The organism is Streptomyces sp. NPDC060205 (assembly GCF_042728395.1).
GTDB lineage: Bacteria > Actinomycetota > Actinomycetes > Streptomycetales > Streptomycetaceae > Streptomyces.
In genome coordinates, this window is record NZ_JBHWZP010000096.1 from 22,748 (window position 1) to 29,378 (window position 6,631).

Consider the following 6,631-nt stretch of genomic DNA (forward strand, 5'->3'; position numbering starts at 1 on the left):
TACGACGCGGCGAGGGGCCCGCCGTCCGGCGGACCCCTTCGCACGCGCACCGCGTGTCCTTCGTCCCTCACCCGCCTGGCAGCGGAGTACTCAGCCCAGTGAACGCCCGATGCCGAGCGCGGCCGTCCGCAGTGCCGTCGCGTAACCGGCCGCGTCCATCCGGTAGGTGGGCGCCGTGATGGACAACGCGCCCACCAGTGTGGTGTCTCCGGTGAACACCGGAACGGCCAGGCTCGCGTAACCCAGTCTGATCTCCTCCGACTCCAGGACGATGCCCTCCTCCCGGATCCGGTCGAGCTGGGCGCGCAGGCGGCCCGGCGAGATCACCGTGTGCCGGGTGAGCGGCTTGAGGCCGCCCCGGATCACGTCGATGAAGAGCGACGGCGGCGAGTACGCGAGGATCGCCTTGCCGGTGCCCGTGCAGTACAGGGGCAGCCGGCCCGCCACCCGGGACTCGGCGTTCAGCCCGCGGTGCGGGAAGATCTTGTCCAGGTAGACGACGTCCAGGCTGTCGTGGATGGCGAAGTGGATGGTCTCCCGGGTGATCAGGAGAAGGTCCTCCATGTACGGCTGCACGGCCTCGCGCAGGATGCGCTGACGGTGCACCCGCTGCCCCAGCTCGAACAGACGCAGCCCGAGCCGGTAGTCGCACCCCTCCCGCTCCAGCAGGCCCCAGGTCACCAGCTCCTGGGCCAGCCGGTGCACCGTGGCCTTGGCAGCCCCCGAACGGCGCACCAGCTCGGCGAGGGAGAGGGCGGCGTCGTCCGAGGTGAAGGCCTCCAGGATCGGACGGACCTTTCCCAGAACGGAGTTCATGGGGTCGGTACCACCTGTCTCGGTACCACCTGCCTCGGTACCACCTGTCTCGGTACCACCTGCCTCGGCAGCGCCTGCCCCGGATGGCGGCACGGCGCGGTGCGCGGAGACCATGAAGCCCTGCCGCGCCGGGACGCCGAAGGGGTGCTGACCGGCCGGCGCCGCGTCAGCCGGCGCTCTCATGCCGACTGCCCCGCGTCCACGGCCGCCGGGTCGATGACCGCGACGCCCATCCCGGTGAGCCACTCGGGCATCGGCTCGTACGCCAGACGCCGGGCGGGCGCATGATCCAGGGCGGCGGCCATCAGCAGCCATGTCCGCAGCTCCTGCGCACCGTTGCCCGCCGCCTTCTCCAGTTCCGCACTCGTGTACGCGGTGAGGCGGTGTGCCTCGCCGCGTTCGAGGAGGCTGAGGAACTCGTTGTCGAACTCCGGGGTGAGGGAGGCCTCGGCGGCCCGGATGATCTCGCGGCGGCGAACGTCGTAGTCCTGCCAGTTCTCGCGGCCGTTGAGCCACGCCCCGACCATGAACTCCTCGTCGTCGCCGTGCGGTGCACGCCAGTCCGGCCAGGGCAGCCGGTGCGAGAGCCCGCCCGAGCCGACCACCGCGACCCGCCGGTCACCGGGAAAGGCGAGCACGGCCTCGCGGATGGCGCGGCCCAACCGCTCGCACCGCTCCAGGGTCGGCAGCGGTGCGGCGAAGACGTTGACCACCAGCGGCACGATCTCCACGTCGAGCCCGTCGAGCAGGTACTGGATGGCGTGCGACTGCCCGTGGTCGATCTGGAGCCGGGCGGAGAACGCGGGGTCGAACCGTCCGCTCTCCACCAACGACTCGGCGATGTACTGCGCGAGCGGCACATCGACCGGCTGCGGGCCCTTAGGGGTCCCGGACTCGCCGCTGGCGATACACTCCCCGACGCCCAGCGTGAAGGGCGGGATCAGATCGAGCCAGAACCCGCGGAAGTGGTTCGAGCCGATCAGGACGACGGTGTCGGGGCGGACCCGGGCCAGCTCGTCGCGGGCCGCGCCGAGCGCGTCACGGAAGCGCTCGGCCCGGTCCTTGTGGAGGGTTTCCTCCCAGTGCGTGTTCATCAACGTGCTGTGGGAGGCCCCCACGCCGAGCACGATCTCGCTCATGCCGTTGCTCCTTCCGGCTCCACGACGGGCCCGGACTCCAGGGCGGAGACGCACTCCGCGTGGGAACGGGTGACGGTGTCGATCGCTGTGCGGATCAGATGGCGGGTCAGTTTCTGCATCTCCCCTACGGAGACGGTGTTCATGCCGCGGGCGAAGTCGATGTCGAAGGGTGCCTCGCCCACCTTCGGCATGCCGACGCGGACCGTGGGGATGCCGCGTCCGCGCAGGATGTTCGCGTCGGTCGCGCCGCTGTTGCCGTTGACGACGTCGTGCGGGCGCCCTTCGAGGGCCTCCCATCCGGCGACCGCGCTGCGGAAGACCCAGTTCTCCCGGCTGGTGGTGGTCCCCGGAATGGCGAGGATCATCTCGACCGTGGCATCGAGCCCCGGCATCGAGCGCTTCAACTCCGCGATGGCCGAAGTGAATTCACGCTTCGCCTGCATGGGCGTCGTCTCCGGGGCGATCCGCAGGTCGACCCGCAGGACGCAGGCCGCCGTGGTCACCGCGGCCATCCGCGGCCAGCCGCCCCGCACCGACGACACGATGCCCTGCGGCGAGACCGTGCCACCGGTGTGCCGCTTCGCGTACTCGGCGAACCACTGCTCCAGGTGCCGTACGACGTCACCGGCGCGACTGATCGCGTTGTCGTACGGGAGCCGGTGGCGCGAACCCACATAGGTGTGGGTGCCGTGCACCGTCACCTCGAACCAGACCAGGCCGACCTCCTCCCACGAGACGGTCCAGCCCGGCTTGGCGATGACCGCGTAGTCGGTGTACACGCCCTGTTCGAGGAGGAACGAGCAGCCGGCGCCCTGGCCGGTGTTGAGCCGGCCGCTGCCCGGCCGTGCGTTCGTCGGCATACCGCCGGCGCCGAACGCGGCCACCAGATCCCCGGTCAGCGGGACACCGGCCAGGGCGATCGCCTCGGCGGCCATCATCACGCAGGCCGCGTGACCCTTGGGGTTGGAGGCGCCGAGGCCGGTCACCAGGTCGTCGTAGACGGTGGCCTCGGGGAGCATGTCCTCGCGCAGCTTCGGCCCGATCCACGGCACGTCCTCGCTCTCGTCACCCACGGTGAGGGTGTCGATGGGCGCGTACAGCATCAGATCGGGTCCTGTGCCGTCGCCCTCCAGCCGGGCCCACGCGTTCGCCTGGCGGGCGTCGAGCGGCTGACAGGCCGCGCGCAGTCCGACCGATGCGAGGGTCCCGGCGATGTGTTCGGCGAGCGGCCGCTCGTCACCGGTCGGACTGGCTGTCCCGACGAGGCCGACGATCAGCTCGCGCAGCCTCTCGTCGGTGACATGTCCCCAGGCCTCCGTCACCCAGGCGCGCCGCCGGTCGTCGAGCCCGGAGAGACCGGAGGGCTCGTCGGTGGATGTGTCGCCGTTCACTGGTTGACCCGGTGCACCTGGGTCCGCGTCGTCTCCGCGATGAGCTTCCTGGCGCGGGGGAGTGCCACCGCGACGGCGACACCGAGCAGGATCTTCAACAGGGTGCGGGCCATGGTCAGGCCTCCGTTTCCGCGGTGTCCGTGGTGGATTGGGTGACGCCGACGGAGGCGAGCTTCTTCGCGTACTCCTCCTCGCCGAGGTTGCGCCAGGAGGTCAGCGACACGTCCGGGCGGTAGAGCTTCTCCGGGGGCGCGTCGGTCACGTCGACCATCCAGGCGTCCTGGCCGGAGAACTGGCCGTGGAACAGCCAGCGGATGGCACCGAGGTACTTGCCGTAGAAGCGGAGGGTGTCCCAGCCCTGCTTGAAGTTGACCATCACGCCGACGTACATGTGGTGGTCGTCGTCGATCGGCACGTAGAACTCGTAGTGCATGAAGGTGGGGTAGGCGATCCGCAGCATGCCCGGCATCGACAGGGACGCGAAGCCGGGGAAGCCCTGGGATTCGATCACGGGGTCGACCTTGTCGGTCGCGCCGGTGTTGCCCAGGTTGAACGTCCCCTCCGGCGGCTGCTTCATCCACCACCGCTTGTTGGTCCAGCGGCCCACGCCCGGGAAGTCGGCATCCCAGTAGACCTCGTCCTGGACGCGGTAGATCCAGCGGCCCTTCGGCACGATCCGCGTGATGTTCCACGTCGGCATGGGCTTGAACAGCCGCCACAACGCCGTACGGTGGAGATACTTGGCGTGCCCTTCGTCGAAACCGTTCTCGCAGGCGAAGCGCCAGTTGCCGCCCCGCGGATCGAAGCGGCCGCCCATCACGAAGGCGTTCGACACCAGCTCCTCGGGCAGCTGCTCGTCGATGGGGTGCGGCTCCTCGTCGGCGAGGGGCATGTACACCCACACCATGCCGAGCCGCTCCTCGACGGCGTACGTGCGTACGCCCAGCTTGCCTGTGAGGCGGCAGCCGGGACCGTCGGTGATGACCGCGGACAGATTGCCCGTGGGCAGATCGAAGGTCCAGCCGTGGTAGGGGCAGCTGACGGTTCCGGGGAACTGCTGGTTGCCCTCCGACAGCGGGACGCCGCGGTGCGGGCAGCGGTCGTGGAGTGCGTACGCCTTGCCGTTGTCGCGGATCAGCGTGATCTTCTCGCCGCAGAGCGTGAACGGCTTCGGGTCGCCGGTGATGTGACTCGCCCAGGTGACCGGGTACCAGTAGCCGCGGAAACCGGACGCCGCCTTGTCGTAGTGGGGCCAGGACGACCAGTCCTGTCGGCCGATCTTGTCGGCGGACGCGCGCGCCGCCTTGGCGGGCTCCTTCGCTGCGGTCTTCCGCGCGGCGGGGGATCGTTCGCTCGTCGTCATCTCGTCGAGGCCTCCTGCTCCGGTGGGTATGCGGCATGAGCATCCGGCGCGGCACGACGCCTGCCTATGAACCTGGTCCGGTGAGCGGACCGCGGCCGGCGGCGGACCGGTCAGCGAACCATCGACCTTGATCACTCGGAGGGGGCCGGACAGCATCCGTCCATGAACCGCATGACGCTTCCCGGCCTGGTCGACGCGGCGGCCGCACACCACGGCGAACGAGCCTTCCTGACCCTCGACGGAACTGTGCGCACCTACGCGCAGACGCGCACGGCCGCGGCCACGACGGCCGGCGCGCTGGCGGCCCGCGGCTGCCGTCCGGGGGACCGGGTCGCCGCGCTCCTGTCCAACCGCGTCGAACTGGTCGATCTGGTGCTCGGCTGTGCCTGGCTCGGCGCGGTCGTGGTCCCGCTCAACACCGCACTGCACGGACGGCTGCTCCGGCACGCCCTGGACGAGTCGCAGCCGCGGTTCCTGTACGTGGAGGGAGAGCTGGCCGCGCGGGTGGAAGAAGTGGGGTACGCGGGGGAGGTGTGGGTGACCGGTTCGCCGCAGGCACCGGTCCCCGGCATCGAAAAGGCGCTCGACGCCCACCCCTCCCGACCCGGTGACACGGCCGCCATCCTGTTCACCTCCGGCACCACCGGCCCCTCCCGCGGCGTGCGCTGCCCGCACGGCCAGTTCGCGCGGTGGGGCCGGAACGTGGCCGACTCGCTGCGCCTGACCGCCGACGACACCCTCTACACCTGCCTGCCCCTGTTCCACACCAACGCGCTCAACACGCTGGCGCAGGCGATGACGGTGGGGGCCTCCCTGGTCGTGGACCGCCGGTTCTCCGCCTCGCGCCACTGGGCACGGGCCGCCGAGGCCGGAGCCACCTGCGTGTATGTGCTCGGCGCCATGGTGCCGATGCTGCTCGCGCAGCCGCCCGGGCCCGCCGACCGTGCGCACCGGGCCTGGCGCGGACTCGGTCCGGGCACGCCGGGCGCACTGTGGGACGTGTTCCGCGAGCGGTTCGGCGTGACCCTCGTCGACGGGTTCGGCTCCACGGAGACCAACCTGGTCATCGGCTCCGTACCGGAGGACTGCCGTCCCGGCTACATGGGGACGGTGCGTGACGGCTTCGAGGCGCGGGTCGTCGACGCGCACCTCTCGTCCGTGCCGGATCTCTTGGCCGGGCCAGATCTCTTGGCCGTGCCGGACGGAACGCCCGGGGAACTCGTCGTCCGCACCGACCAGGACCATGCCTTCGCCACGGGCTATCTGGGCGAGGCGACGCCGGATCCAGGTGCGTGGCGCCGCACCGGGGACCGTGTGGTGCGCGAGGCGGACGGCTGGTTCCGGTTCGTCGACCGGGTCAAGGACTGCATCCGGCGTCGCGGCGAGAACATCTCCTCGTACGAGGTCGAGGCGGCGCTGCGGGCGCATCCCGATGTCGCCGAAGCAGCCGCGTTCCCGGTCCCGTCCGCGCTCGCCGAGGACGAGGTGATGGTGGCGGTGGTCCCGCGGGCGGGGCGCGCGCTCGATCCGGAGGATGTGGCGCGGCACTGCGCGGGGCAGCTGCCCGCGTTCGCGGTGCCGCGGTATGTGGACGTGGTCGAGGCGTTGCCGCTCACGGAGACGGGGAAGGTACGCAAGGCGGTGCTGCGGGGGCGGGGGGTGACCGGGGGGACGTGGGACCGGTGCGGCTGACCTCCGGTCGGGTGCGGGTTTCGTCGTGGCCGGTCGCGCAGTTCCCCGCGCCCCTGAGATGCATGGCCCTTCGGGCCGCATCTCCCCGCCGGGGGCACAGCGGCGAAGCCGCGGGTCCTTGGGGGCGCGGGGAACTGCGCGATCAGCCACGGCGAGACCCGCACCCGACCGGAGGTCAGCCGCACCGGTCCCACGTCCCCCCGGTCCCCCCCCGCCCCCCCAGCACCGCC

5 protein-coding genes are annotated in these 6,631 nt (G+C 71.1%); 1 reads left to right on the forward strand and 4 read right to left on the reverse strand.

Translation table 11 applies throughout. The features are described 5' to 3' along the window. Positions 1–90: 90 nt before the first annotated feature. The 4 genes from ACFWGJ_RS18940 to ACFWGJ_RS18955 form a co-directional block, all read right to left on the reverse strand. Positions 91–816 (reverse strand): IclR family transcriptional regulator, encoded by a 726-nt coding sequence (locus tag ACFWGJ_RS18940; protein WP_387325668.1) that lies wholly within the window; start codon positions 814–816, stop codon positions 91–93. 179 nt (positions 817–995) lie between these two features. Beyond that, positions 996–1,955, reverse strand: coding sequence for a catechol 1,2-dioxygenase (locus ACFWGJ_RS18945; RefSeq protein WP_387325671.1), 960 nt, complete (start codon positions 1,953–1,955; stop codon positions 996–998). Next, positions 1,952–3,346 carry a M20 family metallopeptidase gene (locus tag ACFWGJ_RS18950; RefSeq protein WP_387325674.1) on the reverse strand — a complete coding sequence of 465 codons (1,395 nt, stop codon included), beginning with the start codon at positions 3,344–3,346 and terminating at the stop codon, positions 1,952–1,954. Before ACFWGJ_RS18950 ends, ACFWGJ_RS18945 begins: the two co-directional genes overlap by 4 nt. A gap of 115 nt (positions 3,347–3,461) precedes the next feature. Then, the gene (locus tag ACFWGJ_RS18955) at positions 3,462–4,709 is read right to left on the reverse strand and encodes a Rieske 2Fe-2S domain-containing protein (RefSeq protein WP_387325676.1); all 1,248 of its coding nucleotides are present in this window, start codon (positions 4,707–4,709) and stop codon (positions 3,462–3,464) included. A 162-nt stretch (positions 4,710–4,871) separates the two neighbouring features. Here ACFWGJ_RS18955 and ACFWGJ_RS18960 point away from each other — a divergent pair, with 162 nt between their 5' ends. Further along, positions 4,872–6,401, forward strand: coding sequence for an AMP-binding protein (locus ACFWGJ_RS18960; protein ID WP_387325678.1), 1,530 nt, complete (start codon positions 4,872–4,874; stop codon positions 6,399–6,401). Positions 6,402–6,631 lie beyond the last annotated feature (230 nt).

Coding starts and splice junctions, on each gene's coding strand:
- ACFWGJ_RS18940 (WP_387325668.1), bottom strand. CDS start 816: ATGAACTCCGTTCTGGGAAAGGTCCGTCCGATCCTGGAGGCCTTCACC.
- ACFWGJ_RS18945 (WP_387325671.1), bottom strand. CDS start 1,955: ATGAGCGAGATCGTGCTCGGCGTGGGGGCCTCCCACAGCACGTTGATG.
- ACFWGJ_RS18955 (WP_387325676.1), bottom strand. CDS start 4,709: ATGACGACGAGCGAACGATCCCCCGCCGCGCGGAAGACCGCAGCGAAG.
- ACFWGJ_RS18960 (WP_387325678.1), top strand. CDS start 4,872: ATGAACCGCATGACGCTTCCCGGCCTGGTCGACGCGGCGGCCGCACAC.